Source organism: Streptomyces sp. GS7 (assembly GCF_009834125.1).
GTDB lineage: Bacteria > Actinomycetota > Actinomycetes > Streptomycetales > Streptomycetaceae > Streptomyces.
The window spans coordinates 6,120,185-6,139,664 of the sequence record NZ_CP047146.1; the positions used below are offsets into that span (position 1 = coordinate 6,120,185).

At 71.8% G+C, this 19,480-nt stretch carries 18 protein-coding genes and 1 pseudogene; 4 read left to right on the forward strand and 15 right to left on the reverse strand.

The features are described from left to right. The first annotated feature begins 257 nt into the window (after window positions 1-257). Entirely contained in the window at window positions 258-1,232 is a 975-nt protein-coding gene (locus GR130_RS26650) for a carbohydrate kinase family protein (protein WP_159507062.1), read from the forward strand. Here GR130_RS26650 and GR130_RS42035 read toward each other — a convergent pair. Further along, window positions 1,182-1,406 carry a DUF6745 domain-containing protein gene (locus GR130_RS42035; RefSeq protein ID WP_443043779.1) on the reverse strand — a complete coding sequence of 75 codons (225 nt, stop codon included), beginning with the start codon at window positions 1,404-1,406 and terminating at the stop codon, window positions 1,182-1,184. The genes GR130_RS26650 and GR130_RS42035 overlap by 51 nt on opposite strands. Between GR130_RS42035 and GR130_RS40940 the strand changes: the two are divergent. Next, a pseudogene (locus GR130_RS40940) lies at window positions 1,330-1,515 on the forward strand (STM4011 family radical SAM protein); the annotation flags it as partial. The gene GR130_RS42035 and the pseudogene GR130_RS40940 sit on opposite strands and share 77 nt — an antisense overlap. A gap of 46 nt (window positions 1,516-1,561) precedes the next feature. Here the strand turns inward: GR130_RS40940 and GR130_RS26660 are convergent. From GR130_RS26660 to GR130_RS26670, 3 genes are read right to left on the reverse strand one after another with little or no spacing between them, the layout of a single operon-like run. Continuing rightward, window positions 1,562-2,467, reverse strand: a complete 906-nt coding sequence (locus GR130_RS26660) for an SAM-dependent methyltransferase (protein WP_159507063.1) — start codon at window positions 2,465-2,467, stop codon at window positions 1,562-1,564. An 11-nt stretch (window positions 2,468-2,478) separates the two neighbouring features. Beyond that, window positions 2,479-2,742, reverse strand: a complete 264-nt coding sequence (locus tag GR130_RS26665) for a DUF397 domain-containing protein (protein ID WP_159507064.1) — start codon at window positions 2,740-2,742, stop codon at window positions 2,479-2,481. A gap of 7 nt (window positions 2,743-2,749) precedes the next feature. Further along, entirely contained in the window at window positions 2,750-3,616 is an 867-nt protein-coding gene (locus GR130_RS26670) for a helix-turn-helix domain-containing protein (RefSeq protein ID WP_159507065.1), read from the reverse strand. A gap of 136 nt (window positions 3,617-3,752) precedes the next feature. Here GR130_RS26670 and GR130_RS26675 point away from each other — a divergent pair, with 136 nt between their 5' ends. After that, on the forward strand, window positions 3,753-4,214 hold the full coding sequence (locus GR130_RS26675) for an ATP-binding protein (RefSeq protein ID WP_236573518.1): 462 nt from the start codon (window positions 3,753-3,755) through the stop codon (window positions 4,212-4,214). 71 nt (window positions 4,215-4,285) lie between these two features. Here GR130_RS26675 and GR130_RS26680 read toward each other — a convergent pair whose 3' ends face one another. Beyond that, complete coding sequence (locus tag GR130_RS26680; protein WP_159507066.1) at window positions 4,286-5,086, reverse strand: SGNH/GDSL hydrolase family protein; 801 nt, start codon at window positions 5,084-5,086, stop codon at window positions 4,286-4,288. A gap of 264 nt (window positions 5,087-5,350) precedes the next feature. Here GR130_RS26680 and GR130_RS26685 point away from each other — a divergent pair, with 264 nt between their 5' ends. Further along, window positions 5,351-6,160 carry a tyrosine-protein phosphatase gene (locus GR130_RS26685; protein WP_159507067.1) on the forward strand — a complete coding sequence of 270 codons (810 nt, stop codon included), beginning with the start codon at window positions 5,351-5,353 and terminating at the stop codon, window positions 6,158-6,160. A gap of 367 nt (window positions 6,161-6,527) precedes the next feature. Here GR130_RS26685 and GR130_RS26695 read toward each other — a convergent pair whose 3' ends face one another. From GR130_RS26695 to GR130_RS26740, 10 genes are all read right to left on the reverse strand, one after another. Continuing rightward, a complete protein-coding gene (locus tag GR130_RS26695) occupies window positions 6,528-7,910 on the reverse strand; it encodes an aspartate aminotransferase family protein (RefSeq protein ID WP_159507069.1) in 1,383 nt (460 codons plus the stop codon). Further along, window positions 7,907-9,790 (reverse strand): 1-deoxy-D-xylulose-5-phosphate synthase, encoded by a 1,884-nt coding sequence (dxs, locus tag GR130_RS26700; RefSeq protein WP_159507070.1) that lies wholly within the window; start codon window positions 9,788-9,790, stop codon window positions 7,907-7,909. Before dxs ends, GR130_RS26695 begins: the two co-directional genes overlap by 4 nt. A 102-nt stretch (window positions 9,791-9,892) precedes the next feature. Beyond that, a complete protein-coding gene (gene hpnH / locus GR130_RS26705; protein WP_159507071.1) occupies window positions 9,893-10,918 on the reverse strand; it encodes an adenosyl-hopene transferase HpnH in 1,026 nt (341 codons plus the stop codon). A gap of 5 nt (window positions 10,919-10,923) precedes the next feature. After that, complete coding sequence (locus GR130_RS26710; protein WP_159507072.1) at window positions 10,924-11,580, reverse strand: phosphorylase family protein; 657 nt, start codon at window positions 11,578-11,580, stop codon at window positions 10,924-10,926. After that, window positions 11,580-13,652: a squalene--hopene cyclase gene (shc, locus tag GR130_RS26715; RefSeq protein WP_159507073.1), complete on the reverse strand. Its 2,073-nt coding sequence runs from the start codon at window positions 13,650-13,652 to the stop codon at window positions 11,580-11,582. Before shc ends, GR130_RS26710 begins: the two co-directional genes overlap by 1 nt. A gap of 106 nt (window positions 13,653-13,758) precedes the next feature. Then, window positions 13,759-14,823 (reverse strand): polyprenyl synthetase family protein, encoded by a 1,065-nt coding sequence (locus GR130_RS26720; protein ID WP_201305008.1) that lies wholly within the window; start codon window positions 14,821-14,823, stop codon window positions 13,759-13,761. A 53-nt stretch (window positions 14,824-14,876) separates the two neighbouring features. Next, window positions 14,877-16,319, reverse strand: a complete 1,443-nt coding sequence (hpnE, locus tag GR130_RS26725; RefSeq protein WP_159507075.1) for a hydroxysqualene dehydroxylase HpnE — start codon at window positions 16,317-16,319, stop codon at window positions 14,877-14,879. A 100-nt stretch (window positions 16,320-16,419) separates the two neighbouring features. After that, the gene (gene hpnD / locus GR130_RS26730; protein WP_159507076.1) at window positions 16,420-17,373 is read right to left on the reverse strand and encodes a presqualene diphosphate synthase HpnD; all 954 of its coding nucleotides are present in this window, start codon (window positions 17,371-17,373) and stop codon (window positions 16,420-16,422) included. Continuing rightward, window positions 17,370-18,236 (reverse strand): squalene synthase HpnC, encoded by an 867-nt coding sequence (hpnC, locus tag GR130_RS26735; protein ID WP_159510239.1) that lies wholly within the window; start codon window positions 18,234-18,236, stop codon window positions 17,370-17,372. The genes hpnD and hpnC overlap by 4 nt, the downstream gene beginning before the upstream one ends. 450 nt (window positions 18,237-18,686) lie before the next feature. Next, window positions 18,687-19,478 (reverse strand): ABC transporter ATP-binding protein, encoded by a 792-nt coding sequence (locus tag GR130_RS26740; RefSeq protein WP_159510240.1) that lies wholly within the window; start codon window positions 19,476-19,478, stop codon window positions 18,687-18,689. Window positions 19,479-19,480 lie beyond the last annotated feature (2 nt).

Below are 19,480 nucleotides of genomic sequence, written 5' to 3' on the forward strand. Positions count from 1 at the left end.
TTCCGCGGCTCCGGCACGGGCCCCGCACCGCGCATCACACACCGTCAGCCGCGCCGCCGCACCCGCTCGCCTCCGGGCGCCGCGCCGCCCCACAGGTTTCGGCGCACCCCCGTCCCTCCCGCGGGTCACACCCGTCCCTGACAATCCCGATATGCGGCGACTGTGCGTCTACACTCCCGACAGCGGGCGCGCCGCGCCCGCAGCCGCTCCCACCAGCAACGGGATTCGTCTCTTCAGCAAGGGATTCAGGGACGCTTGTGACCTTCGAGCAGGAATCTGAGCCATATGACGTCCTCGTCGTCGGCGGATCGGGCGTGGACACCACCGTGCGGGTCGATGCACTGCCCGTACCGCCCGCCGACAGCCACGGAGTGCCGCCGATCCGCGAAGACGCGGGGCACACGGGCACCGGTGTCGCGCTCGGCTGCGCGGCGCTGGGGCTCACCACCGGATTCGTCGACTTCCTCGGCGACGACCATCCAGGCAGCCTGATCCGCGAGCGCCTCGCCGGCAGCGGTGTCGACTTCCATCCGCTGATCTCTCCGCACGGCACCCGGCGGGCCGTCAACCTCGTTTCCCCCGACGGCCGTCGGATGTCCTTCTACGACGCCCGCGACCCGCTCGATCTGCGGATGCCGCCGGAGCACTACCTCCCGCTCCTGCGCCGCACCCGGCACGTCCATCTGTCCATCACCCACTTCGCCCGCTTCCTGTACGACGACATCGAGGCACTGGGGCTGCCCGTCTCCACGGACCTGCACGACTGGGACGGCCTCACCGAACACCACCGCGACTTCGCGCTCCGTTCGGACCTGGTCTTCCTCAGCACGGTCGGCGCCGGGGAGCGGATCAGCTCCGTCATGCGGGAGATCCTCCGCGACGGCCGCGCCGAAGCGGTGATCGCCACGGCCGGCGCCGGCGGTGCCTACCTCCTCACGCCCGAGGACCGCACCCCGCGTCTGGTGCCCGCCGCGGTCCCGCCCGCCCCCGTCGTGGACAGCAACGGCGCCGGCGACGCCTTCACCTGCGGATTCCTCTACGGGCGGCGCAGGGGCCGGGACCTGGAGGAGTGCGCACGCCTGGGCGCCGTCGCGGGCGCCTACGCCTGCACCGCGGAGGGCACCCACACCGCCCTCGTCGGCCGGGCCGCACTGCGCGCCGTGCTCACCCCTTCTCCCCCGTCACCGGTGCCGGCCGCGGCCGACGCCCAGGTCTCCACTGCCGGCGCATAGCCCTCCGCCCCCGCTCGAAGGTCCGAACAAGCCCTCCTGGGCCGTAGGCGTCCACGGCGGCACCCGCAGCCGATACGTGCGGTGGGTGCCGTCCGGTTCGGACCCGCTCTTCCCGTACAGCCGCCCTCCGCACCGGAGCGCCGGACTCCCGTGCCGCGCGGGCGAGTCGGTGATCCCGGTGGACGGCGACGGCACGGTCCGGCGCTGCCACTTCGTCCGCGCCGAGCTGGGCGATCTCCACGACGGCGGCATCCGCGGCGCGCTGCGCCCGCGCCCCTGCCCGCGGCGGGCCGGATCGCGGCAGGGGCGCCGGCGCCGGCCGGGGCGGTTCAGTCCTTACGCCCCACCGCACCGTAGAAAATGGTGTTGTTGAGCTCTTCCGGAGAGGGCACCGGACCGTCCGGTCGCCAGAGCGGGACCCGGACGATGCCCGGCTCCAGGGGCGCGAACGGCCCGAGGATCGCGGCGATCTGGGACTTCGTCCGCAGCACCAGCGGAGTGCTGGCGCTTTTGTAGACGTCCTCCACGTTCGACCGCGCCACCTCGTCGGTGCGGCCCTGCGGGTATCCCTCGTAGGGCTCGTGGGTCCCGTGCGAGAGCACCAGATGACTGCCGGCCGGCACCGCTTCGGCGAGCCGGGCGATCAGGCCGGCCGGGTTGTCCTCGTCCGCGATGAAGTCCATGACGCCGCCGATCAGCAGTCCCACCGGCCGGTCGAAGTCGATCAGTTCGCGGACCACCGGATGGTCGAGCAGCGCCTTGGCGTCGCGGATGTCGCCCAGGACGAATCCGGTCTCGGGGGTGTTGGCGAGCCGGGCCCGGGCGTGGGTGGCGACGATCGGGTCGCTCTCCACGTACACCACCCGGGTGTCGGGTGCCGTCTCCCGCGCCACCTCATGGGCGTTGGGCGAGGTGGGGATGCCGGTGCCGATCTCGACGAACTGCCGGATGCCGGACGCGACCACCGTGCGGACCGCGCGCTGGACGAAGGCGTGGTTGGCGCGGACGCTGTCCCGCACCTGGGGATGCACCTCGATGACCCGGTCGGCGGCGACCCGGTCGACCTCGTAGTTGTCCCAGCCGCCCAGGAAGTAGTCGTACATCCGGGCAGGATGCGGACGGCTGGTGTCGATCTCCTCGGCGGAGAAGCCCAGGTGCTCGGGGCCGGGGGCGTACGGCCCGATCTCCGGTACGTCGGACCGGGCCGCCTCCGGAATGCTGTGCTGGTCGCTCACGGCATCCTCCCTCAGTGCGCCGGGCACGGCGCGACGGAGAGCAGGAAGTCGGCGTGGCCGGCCTTCGCGCCCTCGATGAAACTGACCATCTCGCGATGCGTGTAGATCAGTGCGGGACCGTCCGGGTCGGTGGACTGGCGCAGCGCGACCCGGCCGTCCCGAAGGCGCATGGCCTCCAGGCACTCTCCGCCGTTTCCGCCGCTCCACGGCTTGTGCCAGCCCTCGCTGCCGAGTTCGTTGGCGGGCATGCCGTTGTAGATACGTATGCGATCCATGGGGGGTTCAGATCTCCTTGCGAAAGCCACCCAGAATGGCCTCGGTCGCGTGTGCCGGCGCGGCCTGCGCACACATCCGGTCCAGGGCCTCCAGGTACTGCGAGACGTCGTTGCGCTGGTCGAAGTACACGGCTCCGACGAGGCTTTCCGCATACGCGATGTCCGGAAGCTCCGGGATCGGGAAGCGGAAGATGTGGAACGGTCCGTACATGGCGGGGTGCGGGCCCGCGGCGAAGGGCATCACCTGGAGCCGCACGTTGGGCAGCTCGGTGGCCTCCATCAGCCGGGAGATCTGATCGCGCATCACCTTGGGACCGCCGATGGGCCTCCGCAGCACGGTCTCGTCCATCACCGACCAGAGCATCGGCGCGCTGTCACGGGTCAGCAGCGCCTGCCGCTCCATGCGCAGCGCGACGATCCGGTCGATGTCGGCGGGGGCGGCATGCGGCATGCCGGCGCGCAGCACGGCGGCGGCGTAGTCCTCGGTCTGCAACAGCCCGGGGACGTAGTGCGGTTGGTAGGAGCGCAGGAGGTTGGCCTCGCTCTCCAGGCTGACGAACGCGCTGAACCACTCGGGGAGTACGTCGCGGAAGCGGTGCCACCAGCCGGGCCGGTTGGCCTCGCGGGCGAGGGAGAGGAAGCCCTCGATCTCCGCTTCGTCGGTGACGCCGTAGGTCGCCAACAGCTTTTCGACGTAGGGGAGTTTGAGGCCGACCTCGGCCTTCTCCATCCGCCTTATCGTGGCGTGGGTCACATCCAGCGCCGCGGCGGCCCGCTCGAAGGAGAGCCCCGCCTTCTCCCGCAGATCCTGCAGTCGCTTGCCGAGCACCACCCGCAGGACGGTCGGTGCTCCTGCAGACCGTGGGTCCGCCACGTCCCATCCCCTCCAACCAGCTTCAGTGTTCAGCAGTGTGTCATGCCGTCATCAGCTCGAACAGACTGCACTTTCAATTCTGCAAATTACAGAGTGATCCTTGCCAACGGTGACCAACATCGCACATAGTTATGTCGTGGCTTCCTACAAAAACGCTCCCTCGTTAGGGCGATGCGGCGGATTCCTCGCCCAGAGCCCGCAGGACGCGTTCCACTTGCCGGCGCGATGTACGTCCGTGCCCGAGGCGCGCAGGCGCGTCAGCACGCTGCTGCGCGAGTGGGGTGCGGATGAACAGGTCCGCGACGACGTGGAGTTGGTGGTCACCGAGCTGTTCACCAACGCGGTCCGGCACACCGACAGCGAGAAGGTCGGCTGCGAGGTCACCGTCGTCGGCGTGCACATACGGATAGAGATCACCGACGAGGGCGGCCCCGGGGCAGCCTCGCCGCACGCCCAGCCGGGCAGCCTCGACCAGGAGGGCGGACGCGGCCTGTTCCTGGTCGGCGCGCTGTCCGACAGCTGGGGCACCCGGCCCGACGACGGCGGCCGGGGCCAGGTCGTCTGGGCCGATCTTCCGTACCGCGGCACGATGCACTGAGGCCCCGCGCCGCCGTCAGGGCGGACATCGGGGCCTTCTCGTACGGGAGCGCCTTCCCGTGCGGCGGGGTGCTACAGCGGCAGCAGGTCCGGCCGCTTGGGCTCGACGTGGTCGCCGGAGGACTCACCGCGCAGCCGGCGGCCGATCCAGGGCACGAGGTGCTCGCGCGCCCAGTGGATGTTGTCCCGCCGCGCCTCGGCGGCCGACCGCTCCGCCTCCGGAGGCCACGGCTGGTCCGGGTCGGCCGGCACCGTCAGCCCCAGCACCTGCGCGGCGCGCAGCGCCACCCGGGTGTGCCCGTCGGCGGACAGGTGCAGCCGGTCGTCACTCCACGCCCGCCGGTCCTGCACGGACTTCAGCGACCACAGGTCGAGCACCGGGCAGTCGTGCCGGTCGGCGATGGCCCGCACATGGGCGGTGTAGGTGGCGATCTTGCCGCGCAGATGCTTGAGGACCGGGACCCCGCGGGTGTCGAAGCCGGTGCACAGCAGCACCGTCCCGACCGACTCGCGCAGATCCACGACCGCCGCCTCATACCGTTCGGCCACCGCGTCCGGGTCCGAACCGGGCCGCAGGATGTCGTTCCCCCCGGCGCAGAACGTCACCAGCTCGGGGGCGAGCTGCTGGGCCCGGGGCACCTGCTCCTCGACGATCTGGTCGAGCAGCCGCCCCCGGACGGCGAGGTTCGCGTAGCGGAAGTCCCCCTCGTTCCGCTGGTCAGAGAGCAGGACCGCCAGCCGGTCCGCCCAACCGATGTACGCCCCGTCACGGCCGGGATCCCCGACCCCCTCGGTGAAGCTGTCCCCGACGGCTGCGTACGACCCGATGGCGCTTTTCGCGCCGTTGCTGTTGTTCTTCGAATCGTCTGCCACGTCAGGACATACTTCACCTTCCGAAGTGACTTACGCCACCGTAACCAGGGGTTGACGCGAGGTGATTAATGCCACCAGGTCAAATTCCATTCAAGTTGGAATAAGAATCGGGCATGCAGTGCTCACCCAGCGCGCTAAATCGACGATGATGCCCGCCGCCACCGGAGCGTTGGCCTCCGATTGCCTATTGCATCAATGTCGTATCGTCGAAGCAGTTACGCTTCGTCGACGAGCAGCGTCGGCGGCCGACCACAAGGAGCGCCCGTGACGCAGCAGACGCCGCAGGTCCCCCAGGCCCAGCCCGAGCTCGCGGAGGTCCGCAACTTCCGTGACGTGGGCGGGCTGCCGACCGTGGACGGGCGTCGCATCCGGTACGGCAGGCTCTATCGCAGCGGTCATCTGGCACACGCCACCGAAGAGGACGCCGCCTATCTCACCGGACTCGGGCTGCACACCGTCTTCGATTTCCGCAACGCCTCGGACATCAAGCTGGAAGGCCCGGACGTCACGCTCCCCGGCGTACGGAACGTCAACATCCCGCTCACCGACCCGGCCGACGGCGCCGAGTTCTGGACGATGGTGCGCGACGGCGAACTCGACCACCTGCGGGTCGCGCTCGGCGACGGGAAGGCCGCGGCTCGCATGGCCCACACCTACCGCGAGATCATCACCACCCGCACCGAGGACCACAGCCGGGTGCTGCACGCCCTCGCCGAGGACAGCGTGCCGGCGCTGATGCACTGCGCGGCCGGCAAGGACCGTGCGGGGCTGTCCATCGCGGTCACCCTGCTCGCCGTCGGCGTGGAGCGGGACGCCATCGAGGTGGACTACCTCAAGTCCAACGACCCCAGCCGCCGCTACAAGATCCGCCGCTCGGACAGCACCTCGGTGGGGATGTCCCCCGAGGTCATGGAGCTGCTCTCGCCGCTGTTCGGGGCGGACGCGGACTATCTCTCGGCCGCCTTCGCCGCGATCGAGGAGACCTGGGGCTCGACCGAGTCCTACCTCTCCGACGGCCTCAAGCTGACGCCCGCCACCCGCGAGCGGCTGCGCGACCGGCTGCTGGAGGGCTGACCCGGCATCGCCCCCGGCCGGTGCCGGCATCGCGGTGAGCGGCAGATGGACGTCCGGGCCGCTGTCGCCCTCGCCCCGTACGGCGGTCAGCGGACCGTCGGGCGTGGGCATCTCCTGGACGGCCCCGCCGGTGTTCCGGCGCGCCCAGGAGTTCATCGCCTCCTGGTCGGCGGCCGGATCGTCGGTGAGTTCGCCGTGCAGCGCGGGCGGCAGGCCGGCCGGCCATGCGGAACGCGGCTCCAGGCCGCGCCGGTCGCGGTCAGGACCGTACCGCCCTCCCCCACAGCCTGGCGGGCCCAGCGGGCCGTCCTGTCGTTGACGGCCCGCACCGTCGCCCCGGCGGCCGTCCCGTCCCCCACGCCCGCTGTCAGCGGTTGGCGACCGCCTGCTTGACCAGCGTCCGCCCGAAGTCCCACATCAGGCCGCCGCCGCTGTGGGCGTCGTCCATGACGGCCGTGAACGCCGTGACGAAGCGGTCCACTTCCCGTTCGCCGATGGTCAGCGGCGGGATCAGCTTGATGACCTCCAGGTGATCGCCGGAGACCTGGGTCAGGATGCGGTGGCGCTGGAGCAGCGGCACCACGACCATCTGCGCGAACAGGCCCTTGCGCGCCGCCTGCAGCATCGTCCAACGGCTGCGCAGGCCGAGGGACTTGGGGCGGCCGAACTCGATGCCGACCATCAGCCCGCGCCCCCGGACGTCGTGCAGCAGCTCGTAGTCGCCGATCAGCGCCGCGAGCCTTTCGCGCAGCAGGTCGCCGGTACGCCGGGCCCGGGCCACGATCCCCTCGTCCTCCATCACCGAGAGCACCGCGAGGCCCGCCGCCATCGCCTGGGCGTTGGCGCCGAAACTGGCGGAGTGCACCAGTACCCGGTCCATGGACGAGTAGACCTTCTTGAAGATCCAGTCCCTGCCGAGGGTCGCACCGACCGGGACATAGCCACCGGACAGCGCCTTGGCCACACACACCAGGTCCGGCTCCACCGCCTCCTCGTGCTGGTAGGCGAAGAAGTCGCCGGTGCGGCCGAGCCCCGTCTGCACCTCGTCGGCGATCAGCAGGGCCTTGTGCCGGTGCAGCAACTCCTGTGCGGCCCGCAGGAATCCGGGCGGTGTGGCGTGTACGCCCTTGCCCTGGATCGGCTCGACGATGAAGCCCGCCACATCGCCGCGCCCCAACTCCCGTTCCAGCGCGGCCAGATCGCCCATCTCCACGGCGGTGTCCGGCAGCAGCGGCGCGAAACCGTCCCGGAAGCCGTCCTCGCCGTTGACGGAGAGCGAGCCGGTGGTCAGGCCGTGGAAGGCGTGGGTGCAGTACAGGACGCGGGGCTTTCCGGTGGCGTAGCGGGCGAACTTCAGGGCGGTCTCGACGGCTTCGGTCCCGCTGTTGCCGAAGAAGACCCGGTCGAGGTGGGGTGCGTGTCCGAGCAGCTTCTCGGCCAGCAGACCGGGCAGCGGCGGGCAGTCGAAGCGGGTGAGATCGGCCAGCTGGGCGTCGAGGACGTCGTGCAGGGCCTGCCGGACGACGGGGTGGTGCCGCCCGAGGCCCATCACCCCGAATCCGGCGAGCATGTCCAGGTAGTCCCGTCCGTCGGCGTCCCAGAAGTAGGCGCCCTCGGCCCGCTCGTAGACCTTGTCGAAGCCGATGGTGTGCAGCGTCCGCGGCAGCTGGTGGTTGAGGTGGCGGGCGTGCAGGTCGTAGCGCTCTGCGCCGCGTTCGGCGAGCAGCTGCCGCAGATCGAATCCGGTCATGTCGGGTTCTCCTCACGGGCGGCCGGCGCGCCGCCGATCCGGGCGGCGATCCCGGCCGGGGTGAGCCCCAGGTCGGCCAGCAGCTCACCGCGGGTGGCATGCGGCAGGAACCGCTCGGGGATGCCGATGGTCCGCAGCGGCACATCCACCTCCGCGTCCCGCAGCGCCTGCGCCACCATCCAGCCGACCCCACCGGTACGGCAGTTGTCCTCGACGACGGCCACCATGCGGTGTTCCGCGGCCAGTTGGACGAGCGCCGGGTCAACGGGCTTGACCCAGCGGGGATCGACGACCGTGACGCCCACGCGGCGGTCCGCCAGCAGCTCGGCGGCCCGCAGGCACGCCGGCGCCATCGCCCCGACCGCGACCAGCAGCACATCCGGCCGCTCGGCCCGCCGCAGCACGTCCGTTCCGCCGGTCCGCGCCACCGCCGGAACGGGCTCGCCCACCGTCTCCTTCGGGTAGCGCAGCACGGTCGGCGCGTCGTCCACGTCCAGGGCCTCCCGCAGCTGGGCGCGGAGCCGGTCGGCGTCGCGCGGTGCGGCGATCCGCAGTCCCGGTACGACGCTCAGCAGCGACATGTCCCACATGCCGTTGTGCGAGGCGCCGTCGGTGCCGGTGATGCCGGCGCGGTCCAGTACGAAGGTGACGCCGCACCTGTGCAGCGCGGCATCCATCAGGACCTGGTCGAAGGCCCGGTTGAGGAAGGTGGCGTAGACCGCGAAGACCGGGTGCAGCCCGCCGGTGGCCAGTCCCGCGGCCGATACCGCGGCGTGCTGCTCGGCGATCCCGACGTCCCAGATCCGGTCCGGATACGCCGCGGCGAACCGCTCCAGCCCGAGCGGCTGGAGCATGGCCGCGGTGAGGACGACGACGTCCTCCCGCTCGGCGCCGATCCGGACCATCTCGTCGCCGAAGACGGACGTCCAGGACGGCGCACCGGCCGGTACGGCGGGCGCGCAGGTCAGCGGGTCCAGCACCCCGACGGCGTGGAAGCGGTCCGTCTCGTCCTCCACGGCCGGGCGGCAGCCGCGGCCCTTCTCGGTCAGGCAGTGGACCAGCACCGGGCCGTGGAATCCCGCGGCCCGGCGCAGCGCGGATTCGACGGCCGCGATGTCGTGGCCGTCGATCGGGCCGACGTACTTCAGCCCCAGGTCCTCGAACATGCCCTGCGGCGCGATGAAGTCCTTGAAGCCCTTCTTGGCACCGTGCAGCGATCCGTAGAGCGGCTGCCCGACGACCGGGGTGCGCTGGAGGACGTCCTTGCCCCAGGCCAGGAAGCGCTCGTAGCCGTCGGTGGTGCGCAGGGTGGCGAGGTGGTCGGCGAGGCCGCCGATGGTGGGCGCGTAGGAGCGCTCGTTGTCGTTGACGACGATGATCAGCGGGCGGTCCTTGGCGGCGGCGATGTTGTTGAGCGCCTCCCAGGCCATGCCGCCGGTCAGCGCCCCGTCGCCGATGACGGCCACCACATGCTCGTCGGTGCCGCGCAGCCGGCGCGCCTTGGCCAGGCCGTCGGCCCATCCCAGCACCGTCGAGGCGTGGCTGTTCTCGATGACGTCGTGCGCGGACTCGGCCCGTGCGGGGTAGCCGGACAGCCCGCCCTTGGACCGCAGCCCGGAAAAGTCCTGACGTCCGGTCAGGAGCTTGTGGACGTACGACTGGTGGCCGGTGTCCCAGAGGATCCGGTCGGTGGGCGAGTCGAACACCCGGTGCAGGGCGATGGTCAGCTCGACCACCCCCAGGTTGGGCCCCAGGTGCCCGCCGGTGCGGGCTACCGCCTGCACCAGGAACTGCCGTGCCTCCAGGGCGAGTTCCCTGAGCCGGCCGGCCGGCAGCGCCTTCAGGTCGCGGGGCGAGCGGATCTGCTCCAGCAGCGTCATGGGCGGTCCCCCTCCAGTGGTTCGGCGGACGGTGGCGTCGGGGGTGCCGGGCGGGACGGGACGCCGGCGGACCCCGGCGTCACCGGTTCACCCCGCGACACCTCACCCGCGGTTTCCCGCGACGGTCTCCCTGGCGGCCCGGAGGGACTCCTTCAGGGAGGTCATGGTCGCCAGGACGGCGGTGGGCTCATAGCCGCAGTGCGCCATGCAGTTGGCGCACCGCGGATCCTTGCCGCGGCCGTATTTGTCCCAGTCGGTCTCCTCGATCAGCTCCCGGTAGGTGGGGACATAGCCGTCGCTCATCAGGTAGCAGGGGCGCTGCCAGCCGAAGAGGGAGTAGTTGGGGATCGCCCAGGCGGTGCACGGGAAGTCCGCCTTGCCCTCCAGGAAGTCCAGGAAGAGCGGGCTGTGGTTGAGCCGCCAGCGCCGGCGGTTGCCTCCCGCGAACGCCTTCCGGAACAGCTCCCGGGTCTGCTCGACGCCCAGGAAGTGCTCCTGGTCGGGGGCCTTCTCGTAGGCGTAGGCGGGCGACAGCATCATCTCGTCGACCTGCAGGTCGTCGTTGAGGAAGTTCAGCACCTCGATGATCGTCTGCGGGGTGTCGGTGTTGAAGAAGGTGGAGTTCGTGGTGACCCGGAAGCCGCGCCGCTTGGCCTCCTTGATGGCCTCGACCGCCTCGTCGAAGACGCCTTCCTTCGCGACGGACTCGTCGTGCCGCTCGCGCATCCCGTCGATGTGCACCGCGAAGGCGAAGTACGGCGAGGGCCGGAACATGTCGATCTTGCGGCGCAGCAGCATCGCGTTGGTGCACAGGAAGACGTACTTCCGGCGCGCTACCAACTGCCGTACGATCTCGTCGACCTGAGGGTGCATCAGAGGCTCGCCGCCGGCGATGGAGACCATCGGGGCGCCGGATTCCAGCACCGCTCCCACCGCCTGCGCCACCGGCATCCGCTGCTTGAGCACTCCGGCCGGGTGCTGGATCTTCCCGCAGCCCTCGCACTTCAGATTGCACGCGAAGAGCGGCTCCAGCTCGACGATCAGCGGAAACTTCTCCCGCTTCCGCAGCACTTTCTGTTCAAAGAGATAGGTCCCGACCCGGATGGACTGGCGGAGCGGCATAGCCATCTGGCTCACCTCCTGGGGAGCGGCAAAGAACGGTGCCATTCAAAGAGAACCGGAACCACGGAGCGCAGCACCCGGAAGGCCGATATTCCACCGCGCAGGGTCCCGATGCGTACGAGTTCATGTTCTGGAGCGTCCACGACCACCCGGACGGCCGCAACCGGGCGGCGGCCGGCGCGCACCGCGGCCCGGAGCGTGGCGGCGGACTCCATGTCCACCGCGACCGCGCCCTGGGCGTGCAGCTCGGCCCGCTCCGCGCCGCGCACCACATGGTCGGAGCCGCGCAGCAGCCCGGTGTGCACCCGCAGCCCGCGCTGCCGCAGGGACCGCAGCAGCGGCCCGTTGTCCCGGCACGGCACGTCCGGTACGCCGGCCCGGTGGTCGCGGGTGGCGTCGGCGACGACCACGTCCCCGGGCCGCATCCCGGCGACGAGGCCGGCGCAGAAGCCGCTGGCCACGACGGGCGAGTCCGCGGTGGCCGAGCCCGCGGCCAGCGCGGCGGCGATGGCGCGCTCCGCCGCGTGGGGGCCCATACCGGTCCGGAGGGTGACCACGGGAGGATCCGCTCCCCCGGCGTCCCCGCCCCGCAGCGCGAACCGCTCGATGCCGAGCGCGCAGGCGACCAGCAGCGGCGGATCCGCGTCCGGCGGGGACCGTCTCGGCATCAGGCCCCCACCGGCACACCGGCCGGGCCGCCGTTGACATAACGCCCCAGGGCCGTCAGCGGGAAGACCTGGCGGTAGAGGTGGTAGTTGATGGAGAAGTCCCAGGGGAAGCCGGTACCGGTGAAGTACGGCTCGTCCCAGGAGCCGTCCGGCAGCTGGGCTTCCACCAGCCAGCGCACACCGCGCCGGACCGCCTCGCCGTCCCGCTCGCCGGCCGCCAGCAGCGCCATCAGCGCCCAGGCGGTCTGGGACGCGGTGGAGGCGCCGCGCCCGGCCCACTTCTCCTTGTCCTGGTAGGAGCGCTGGTCCTCGCCCCAGCCGCCGTCCTCGTTCTGCACCCGCTCCAGCCAGCCGACGGCCCGGCGGACGGCGGGGTGGGAGCCGGGGACGCCGGCCGCGGCGAGCGCCGGCAGTACCGACCCTGTGCCGTAGACGTAGTTGGTGCCCCAGCGCCCGAACCAGGCGCCGCCGGGCTCCTGTTCGGCCAGCAGCCAGGCGATGCCGCGGCGGGTGCGCGGGTCGTGGGAGCGGCCGACGTCGGCGAGCATCTCGACGACATGGGCGGTGACGTCGGCCGACGGCGGGTCGATCACCTCGCCGAAGTCGCAGAACGGCAGCCGGTTGGGGAACGGGCTGGTGTTGTCGGCGTCGAACGCGCCCCAGGCACCGTTCCTCGACTGCATGCCCGCGCTCCAGCGCACCGCCCGGTCGACCGCCGCCGCGACCCGCTGCGGGTCCGGGTGCCGGACCCGGCGCAGCGCGAGCACCACCTCGGCGGTGTCGTCGATGTCCGGGTAGTTGTCGTTGTGGAACTCGAACGCCCAGCCACCGGAGGGGAGTTGGGGCCTGCGGACGGACCAGTCGCCGGGCCGGTCGATCTGCCCGGCGAGCATCCAGTCGGCGGCCCTGACCAACTGCGGGTGGTCGGCGGGCAGTCCGGCGTCGGCCAGCGCGATGGTGGCCAGGCAGGTGTCCCAGACCGGCGACTGGCACGCCTCGATCATCCGGGCGCCGTCCTCGCGCCATACCGCGAACCGGTCCAGGGACTCCAGGCCGCTGCGCAGCACGGGGTGGTCGAGGTCGTAGCCGAGCAGGTGCAGGGCGATGACGGAGTAGACGGCGGGCGGCTGGATACCACCCCAGCAGCCGTCGTTCTCCTGCCGCTCGACGATCCAGCGGGCGGCCGAACGCATCGCCGCGGCACGCGGCTTGCGCAGCGCGACCTTGTGGTACACGTGCAGCGCCTTGTCCAACCGCTGGAAGACGCCTTCCCAGGTCGTGGCGGGCGCCTGCGGGCGCGGCGGGTTGGGGCGGCGGCGATCGGTGTGCAGCTCGTCGAGGGCGAACGGCGCCGGGCGCACCGGGCGTGTGGCCGAGACGATGGTCAGCGGCACTATCGTCTGCCGCGCCCAGCAGCCGAAGGCGTGGATGCTGAGCGGGAACCACTTGGGGAAGTAGATGAGTTCCGGGGGGAGTTCGGGCAGGTCGTCCCACTTCCACCAGCCGAAGAGGGCCAGCCAGATGCGGGTGAAGACGCGGGCGGCGGCGATTCCGCCGTGCGCCCGGACCCAGGCGGACGCCTTCGCCATGTGCGGCGCCTCGGGGTCGTCCCCGGCGAGCCGCAGCGCCACGTACGCCTCGATGGTGGTGGAGAGTTCGCCGGGGCCGCCGTAGAAGGTGGCCCAGGTGCCGTCCGCGCGCTGTTCGCCGCGGATGTAGCGGGCGCTGGCGTCGGTGAGCTTGGGGTCCTGGATGCCCAGGAACTGACGGAGCAGCAGGTCTTCCGCGTCCATCGTGACGTTGGTTTCGAGGTCGCCCTTCCACCAGCCGGCGGGGTCCTGGACGGAGAGCAGGAAGTCGGTGGCACGGGCGGTCGCCTCCCGTGCGGCGTCCGCCGTGTCCTGCACCACGGCGGTACGTGCCCGGCCGGCCTTGCCGGCCTTCCCCTTCGCGCGGGGCTTCGCACTTCCGCGGGTCTTCGCGGCCGGTGCGGTCTTCTCGGCGGTGTCGTCGCCGGCCGAGGGGGCCCGGGGCGGCTGCGCCCCGGCGCTTCCGTCGGTCGTCGCTGTCATGGCTTCCCCTTCTGCAGTGAACTGTCAATGCGTGTTCAGGGATTCCGTCGGCCGGCGCCCGGCTGGCACCGGCCGGCGACTGCGAGCTACTGCGTGGTGATGGCCATCATCTCTCTCGTACGACGACGAAGTCCGCGAGCGCGACGAGCTGCGCGCGGACCTGCTCCGGCATGTCGACCTCGTCCAGCGCGGCGACGGCGGTGGCGTGCTGGCGGCGGGCCTCCTGGGAGGTCCACTCCCGGCCGCCGGCCTCCTCGATCAGCGCCGCGCGGGAGGCGAACTCCTCCTCGGTGAAGTCCGCGATCTCGGTCTCGCTCTTCTTGGCGTCGGCCGCCAGGATCTGGGCGAGCCGCTCGGAGGCGGACCCGCCGGCCGCCAGTGCGGCCACGACCGGCAGCGACTTCTTGCGCTGGCGCAGGTCGCTCCAGGTCTGCTTGCCGGTGGACTCCGGGTCGCCCCAGATGCCGAGCAGGTCGTCGACGGCCTGGAAGGCGAGGCCGAGGTGGTAGCCGTACTTCTCCAGGATGTCCGCGGTACGGTCGTCGGCGCCGCCGAGGACGGCGCCGATGGAGACGGCGCAGGCCAGCAGCGCACCGGTCTTGTTGCCCTCCATCTCCAGGCACTCCTCGACGGTGACCCGCTCGCGGTGCTCGTACGAGATGTCCTGGGCCTGACCGTCGATCAACTTGCGGGTGGCCAGGGTCAGTCGGCGGGTGGCGCGGCCGGCGTCGACGGTGCCGAGCTCCAGCAGTATTTCGTTGGCCAGCGCGAACAGCGCGTCGCCGACGAGGATCGCCTGGGCCGGGCCGTGCACCTTCCAGACCGTGTCGCGGTGCCGGCGCTGCTCGTCGCCGTCCATGAGGTCGTCGTGCAGCAGCGAGAAGTTGTGCACCAGCTCGACGGCGACCGCGCCGGGGATCCCGACCTCGGGGGCGGCGCCCGCGGCCTCGGCCGACAGCAGCGCGAGCGCGGGCCGCACCGCCTTGCCGCCGTCGCCCGCGGTGGGGCGGCCGTCGACGTCGATCCAGCCGAAGTGGTACGCGGCGACCGCGTCCATGGGAGAGGCGAGCCGGTTCACGGCGGCACGCAGCACGGGAGTGGCGAGCGTGCGCCCGCGCTCCAGCAGCGCGGTGACGCTCGCGGTGTCGATAGCTGGGGAAGCCGGGGTCACGGTTTCTCCTCTGTTTCCGATGCTCGTGCTCGTGCGATCGCTCGTACTCGTTGTCATGCCGCCTCCTGAGGCAACTGGCCCTGGGGGAAGCCGAGTTCGGTGAGTGCCTCGCGAGCGGCGGCAGTGCCGCTGCGAACAGCGCTTTCCATGGTCGCGGGCCACCCGGTGGCGGTCCACGCACCGGCCAGGAACAGGCCGGGGGCTTGGGTGCGGGCGGCGGGGCGGAGCCTGCCGACGCCCGGGGTGGGCGCGAACGTCGCGGTGCGCTCGCGGGTGACGAAGAAGTCGCGGATCCCGGCGCCCCGGGCGGCCGGCAGCAGCCGCTCCAGCTCGGGGAGGTACCGGGCGCGCAGCGCGGCGACCGGATGGTCGATCTCCTGCTGCGCGGCGGACTGCGAGACGGCCAGGTACTGCCCGCCCCCGGTCAGCCCCGAGGCGTCGGTCCGGTCGAAGACCCACTGGACCGGGGAGCCGACCGCGGCGAAGAAGGGGCGGCGCAGCACCTTGCGGTCGTAGACGACATGGAGGTTCAGGATCGGCGCGGTGCCGATGTCCAGCAGCCGGTCCTTGCCGGGCAGCGCGCCGTCGGGGAGCAGGGCGTGCGCCTCGCGCTGGGGTACCGCGAGCACGACGGTGTCCGCGGTGAGCGTCTCCCTGCCGCGCGGGCCGTTCTCCACCGCGACCTGCCAGCCGCCGTCGGCGGGCGAGACGACGGCGGCGCGGGTGCGCAGCGAGATCCGGACGCCGGCCTCGCGCAGCGCGGTGCCGGCGAGCGTGTCGTGGACGGCGCCCAGCGGGACCCGGGACCAGCCGATGTCGGCGGCTCCTGGCGCGGAGAGCAGCCCGGTCTTGAAGACCTTGGCGGCCAGCCCCAGCGAGGCGTCGCCGGCGGTGGCGTTGAGCGTCGCGATGCCGACCAGGTCCCAGAGCGCTTCCACGGCGCGCGGCGACTGGCCGTAGCGGCGCAGCCAGCTGCCGAAGTCCAGCCCGTCCAGCGCGGGATCGGCCGGGTCGAGGTTCTTGAGCGCCAGCGTCGCGCGGACCACACCGGCCCGCTCGGCGGGTGAGAGGTGCGGGTACACCGCCAGGCTCCTGGCCAGGTGGAGCGGCACCGGCAGCGCGGTCCGCCGCAGCCGGCCGAGCCGCCGGCGGTCCGCGTCCAGGACCGGGACGTCCATGCGGTCCTGGACGGGGGCCAGGCCGTCCGCGCCGATCCGCGCCAGGTGCGTGCCGTAGGCGGTGCAGCAGCGCAGGTAGACGTGCTGGCCGTTGTCGACGGTCAGCTCGCCGGCGGCGGAGTCGCGGCGGAAGGAGAAGACCAGCCCGCCGAGGCGCGGCCGGCCCTCGACGAGGGTGACCCGCAGCCCGGCGTCGGCCAGCGCCAGCGCCGCGGTGGTACCCGCGAGACCGCCCCCGATGACCACCGCAGCCGCCCCTTCGGGACGGCCGGCGGGACGGGCGGTGGCGCGCCCGGGCAGCGTGGTTCCCGATGTCATGGGCTCTCCCCCCTTACGCCTGCCATGGACGCAGCCACCCGGCGAGAGGTTGCCCGCCGCGCCGATGCCGGATCACCGCAGGTGCGCGCGGTCGGGCGCGTCATCCGCGCCTCCTGACCGACTCCCGGCGGCCGATCGCCCGCGCGTCGAGCCCGGACAGTCCGCGCACCGCGACGAACGCCTTCTCCCGGCCCGGCAGCGACACCCGGCCGCGCAGCACCGCCTCCGGGTCCGCGGCGATCCGCGAGAGCAGCCGGTGGTAGATCCCGGCCATCGCCGCCACGCAGGCACCGCTGCGCCGGTCGAGCATCGGCAGCAGCCGGAAGCCGTCGGCGAACAGCGCGCGGGCGCGCCCGACCTCGAAGTGCACCAGCCCGGCGAAGTCGGCACCGGGCGGCGGGACCGGGCGGTCGAACCCCGCCGAGCAGCCGAACTTGGCAAGATCCTCGGCCGGCAGATACGTCCGGCCGTTCCCCGCGTCCTCGCGAACGTCCCTGAGGATGTTGGTGAGTTGGAGCGCGAGCCCGAGCGTGTCGGCGTATTCGGCGGCGTGCTCGGCGCCCGGCGCGCCCGGTACGGTGCCGAACACGCCCAGGGAGAGGCGGCCGATGCCCCCGGCGACACAGCGGCAGTAGACCTTGAGCTCCTCCCAGGTCTCGTACGTCTCACCGCGCACATCCGCCAGCACCCCGTCGATCAGCTCGTCCAGCGCGTCGAGCGGGATCGGGAACCGGCGGGCGGCGTCGGCCAGCGCGACGGCCACCGGGTCGGTGTCGTCCTCGCTGATCGCACCGTCCTTGACGCGGGCGAGCAGGGCGCGGGTGTCCTCCAGCCGCTGCTGCTTGGCGGCGGTCGCCAGGCTGCCGTCGCCGATGTCGTCGACCCGGCGCGAGAAGGCGTAGAGCGCCGACATGGCCTGGCGCTTCTCGGTCGGCAGAAGCCGGATGCCGTACGCGAAGTTCCGTGCCTGCTGCCCGGTGACGGCCTCGCAGTAGCGGTACGCGGCGAGCACCGGCGCGGACACGTGTGCAGTTGTCTCCACGGTCCGACTCACCCCTCTCTTCGCAATGTCGCCCGCATCTCGCGCAGCAGGCTGAGCTTGGTCGGTTTGGGGGGTCCGGGGAGGACATCGTGATCGGCGGTCTCCACCGCCCCGAGTGCGGCGCGCCCGCCGGCCACGAAGCCGGCCAGCAGCAGCTTGAGTCTGCCGTGCACGCTACCCACCAGCGGGGTGCCTTCATTCAGCAGCTCAAGGGCGCGTTCCGCTTCGAACGCGATCAACGCGCGCACCGATGCGCCCCCGGTCGGGGCGGCCAGATCGGCCTCGGTGACCCCGAAGCGCTTCATGTCCTCGGCCGGCAGATAGACGCGGTCGCGGCCGAGGTCCTCGGCCACGTCCTGGATGTGCTCGACGATCTGCAGCGCCGTGCAGATCGCGTCCGAGTACCGGACCCGCTCCGGGCTGGTGGTGCCGGTGATGCCGAGGACGAGCCGCCCGACGGGGTTGGCGGACAGCTCGCAGTAGGCGACCAGGTCGTCGTAGGTACCGTAGCGGCTGATCCGCTGGTCCTGCCGGTTGGCCTCGATCAGGCCGAGGAAGGGCTCGGGGGTCAGTCCGCAGCGGCGGACGGTCGGGCCGAGCCTGCGCATCAGCGGATGGCTGGGGCCGGGGGCGCGGTCGGCGAAGCAGCGGTACAGATCGGCTTCGAGGGCGTCGAGCAGGGCGGGCCGGTCGTCGTACCGGTCCCGGTCCAGGCCGAGGAGGACGGCATCGCCGCCGCCCGGCGCCAGGTCGCCGTCGCCGATGTCGTCGACGAGGCGGGCGAAGCCGTAGACGGCCATCAGATCGGCGCGCCAGGCGCGCGGCAGGAAGAACGGCGCGACCGGGAAATTCTCGTGTGCGGCCTGGTCGAGCACGGTGCGCGTCTGGTCCCTCCCGCCACTCAACACCGCCCTCCGCGGGAAGGCGCGACGCGCCTGCTCGTCTCCACGGCTCACCGGGGGCTACCCGGCGCGTTGTGGAGCCGGAGCGAACCAGTAGCCATTGCCGTCACGTCTCCCGTTCTACACCGCCAAACCAAAACATCCCATTTCGGACACGCCGCGCTCCGCGACGCGCTCCGATCGAGCCCTCAACGCCCACCTGGGAGGGGCTTGCCCGGCTTACACCAGTTGCACCATTCGGCGACCAGTACAGCTTACGCCGTACACCTGTGCCACCTCGGGGCGGGTGCCGAAGCCCCGGACAACCCTTCGACCAACCCCACGGAGATCCGAACCGTTCCCGGATTCCGCGGAGTTGACCATCTCTTAACGGTCGGAAGCCCCCGCGAACCGGACTCGCGAGGGCCTTCCTCCGCAAACGGACTATTTGCCCGTCTGCTTCTCGTACGCCTTGATGACCTCGTCCGTCGGGCCGTCCATCAGCAGCTCGCCCCGCTCCAACCACAGCACCCGGTCACAGGTGTCCCGGATCGAGTTGTTGTTGTGGCTGACCAGGAAGACCGTACCGGCTTCCTTGCGCAGCTCCCGGATACGGGCCTCGGAGCGCTTCTGAAAGGCCCGGTCGCCGGTGGCCAGCGCCTCGTCGATCAGCAGCACGTCGTGGTCCTTGGCCGCCGCGATGGAGAACCGCAGCCGGGCCGCCATACCGGACGAATAGGTGCGCATCGGCAGCGAGATGAAGTCGCCCTTCTCGTTGATGCCGGAGAAGTCGACGATCTCGTCGTAGCGCTCGCGGACCTGCTCGCGGGACATGCCCATGGCCAGACCGCCGAGGATGACGTTCTTCTCGCCGGTCAGGTCGTTCATGAGGGCCGCGTTGACGCCGAGCAGCGACGGCTGGCCGTGGGTGTAGACCTTGCCGCGCTCCGCGGGCAGCAGACCGGCGACGGCCTTGAGGAGGGTCGACTTGCCGGAGCCGTTCGAGCCGATCAGGCCGATCGACTCGCCGCGGTAGGCGGTGAAGGAGACACCCTTGACCGCGTGCACCTCGCGCACGCCCACCGACGGCCGGCGCCGGACGATGCGGCTGAGCGCGGCGGTCGCGCTGCCCTTGCCCGTACCGGTGCCGTACACCCGGTAGACGATGTGCAGCTCGTCCGCGATCACGGTCGGGATCCGCTCCTGCGCCGCCGCCGTCGGCTGGACGGCATCCATCT

What these genes read in the sequence shown, in the direction of transcription:
- GR130_RS26665 (WP_159507064.1), bottom strand. Translation starts at nt 2,742, where the DNA reads ATGGATCGCATACGTATCTACAACGGCATGCCCGCCAACGAACTCGGC.
- GR130_RS26695 (WP_159507069.1), bottom strand. Translation starts at nt 7,910, where the DNA reads ATGACCGGATTCGATCTGCGGCAGCTGCTCGCCGAACGCGGCGCAGAG.
- dxs (WP_159507070.1), bottom strand. Translation starts at nt 9,790, where the DNA reads ATGACGCTGCTGGAGCAGATCCGCTCGCCCCGCGACCTGAAGGCGCTG.
- hpnH (WP_159507071.1), bottom strand. Translation starts at nt 10,918, where the DNA reads ATGGCTATGCCGCTCCGCCAGTCCATCCGGGTCGGGACCTATCTCTTT.
- GR130_RS26710 (WP_159507072.1), bottom strand. Translation starts at nt 11,580, where the DNA reads ATGCCGAGACGGTCCCCGCCGGACGCGGATCCGCCGCTGCTGGTCGCC.
- shc (WP_159507073.1), bottom strand. Translation starts at nt 13,652, where the DNA reads ATGACAGCGACGACCGACGGAAGCGCCGGGGCGCAGCCGCCCCGGGCC.
- hpnE (WP_159507075.1), bottom strand. Translation starts at nt 16,319, where the DNA reads ATGACATCGGGAACCACGCTGCCCGGGCGCGCCACCGCCCGTCCCGCC.
- GR130_RS26740 (WP_159510240.1), bottom strand. Translation starts at nt 19,478, where the DNA reads ATGGATGCCGTCCAGCCGACGGCGGCGGCGCAGGAGCGGATCCCGACC.